1 protein-coding gene is annotated in these 1,742 nt (G+C 49.4%); it reads right to left on the reverse strand.

The genetic code is table 11. From position 1 onward, the window contains the following. Nucleotides 1-1,648, reverse strand: a 1,648-nt coding sequence (locus DWW13_RS18380; protein ID WP_118720816.1) for a recombinase family protein, incomplete at its 3' end; no start/stop codon positions are given. Nucleotides 1,649-1,742 lie beyond the last annotated feature (94 nt).

A 1,742-nucleotide genomic window follows, 5' to 3' on the forward strand; every position in this document is an offset into this window, starting at 1 on the left:
GCAGTTCTTCCTGTTCCTCCGGGGTTAAAGGAACCGGCTGTAAGGATGGTGGGATATAGCGTCCTAAAAAATTGAAGTAGATTTCAATTTCCTGCGTGGTGTCCTGACTGCCTTTTCGGGCGCGTTCGTGGACAAGGATTTTCTCTACAAACTCGTTGAGCATGGTGTTTGTCAGCGTGTCAAAATTCTCATACTTATCAATCAGGGCTATAAATTTCTCTGCGGATTTCTGGCTCTGCTCATAGCCGGTAACAGCCTTTTCCAGCTCCGCAATTTCAATCTCAAGTGCGTCCTGCTCTTTGGCATACTGTGCATCAAGCGCCCTATATCGTGCATCCGGCAGCTTGCCGAGGGCATTGTCCTCATAGATTTTGCAAATCAGTTTTTCCAGTTCTCCGGCTCTCTTTTGAGCAGCAGCCAGACGCCTGCGCTTTTTCGATATATCGGCACTCTGTTGAGCAACCTGCGTTTCCTGAACGGTGTGAATAAATTCCGTCCGGTCATTTCTGGAATATTCAGCGATAGCCCGGAGCGTGTCAGAAACCAATGTCAGAACAGCACTCTCATTGATACGGTGTTGTGTAGGGCATAGTGTCCCACACGGAACTTTGGTATAATTGGAACAGGTATATTGAGAAATCCGCCTGCCATTGTTGGTGCGGTGGACATACATCTTGCCGCCACAATCGGCACAATAGAGCAAACCTGTGAGGGGAGCCGCTTCGCCCCAGCCGTTTGGATAACGCCGTACATTGCTGCGGATTTTCTGCGCCAAATCAAAGGTCTGCTGGTCGATAATGGCTTCATGGGTATTCTCAAAGATCGTCCATTCGTCCTCAGAAACATAGTGGCTTTTCTTGTCCTTAAAGTGCTTGCGGGTCTTGAAATTGATGGTATGCCCTAAATACTCTCGTTTTTTCAAAATGTTCACGATGGTAGATGACCCCCATCCATAGGGGTCTTTGACCGGCTTTGAACGGTTCACACCCTCGTTGAAGCGGGCAAGGTGTACGACAGGAATTTCAATCCGGTCTGTGGATAATTTGCAGGCGATCTGGTAAGGCCCATATCCCTCCAGCGTGAGGGAGAATATACGGCGTACCACTTCGGCAGCTTCCTCATCTACCAGCCAATGCTTCCGTTTTTCGTCCCATAAGTAGCCGTAAATCACGGTGCCTGTCAGGTGCTTACCGCTCATGCCTTTTGACTTAAACACAGAGCGGATTTTCCGGCTGGTGTCGCGGGCGTAAAACTCATTCATGATATTGCGGAAGGGCGTAAAATCATCGTCGCCTTTCAGACTGTCCACGCCATCGTTGATGGCAATTAACCGGACGCCGCGCTGCCGCAAAACCTCCATGACCTGACCGACCTTTAGATAGTCGCGCCCTAACCGGCTCATGTCCTTGATGACGATTGCCTCTACACGCCCTGCCTCCACTTCCTCCATCATCGCCAAAAATCCGGGGCGGTCAAAACGGGTGCCTGAGATACCATCATCGGTAAAGTGCGTAGGGTTTGGCAGCCCATTCCGGCGAGCAAAATCCTCTAACATCTGCTTTTGGTTGGATATGGAGTTGCTCTCACCCTGTAACTCGTCGTCCCGGCTCAGGCGCTCGTACAGTGGGGTGATTTTTTCGTTTCTCATAGCTGTACCTCCTGAAACAAAAATGCTCTAAGTGATTGCTTCACTAACCATGACAAAATCATGATTAAGAAGTCACTTAGAGCATATATCACCG

It is taken from the genome of Blautia sp. AF14-40 (genome assembly GCF_003479665.1).
Classification (GTDB): domain Bacteria; phylum Bacillota; class Clostridia; order Lachnospirales; family Lachnospiraceae; genus Fusicatenibacter; species Fusicatenibacter saccharivorans.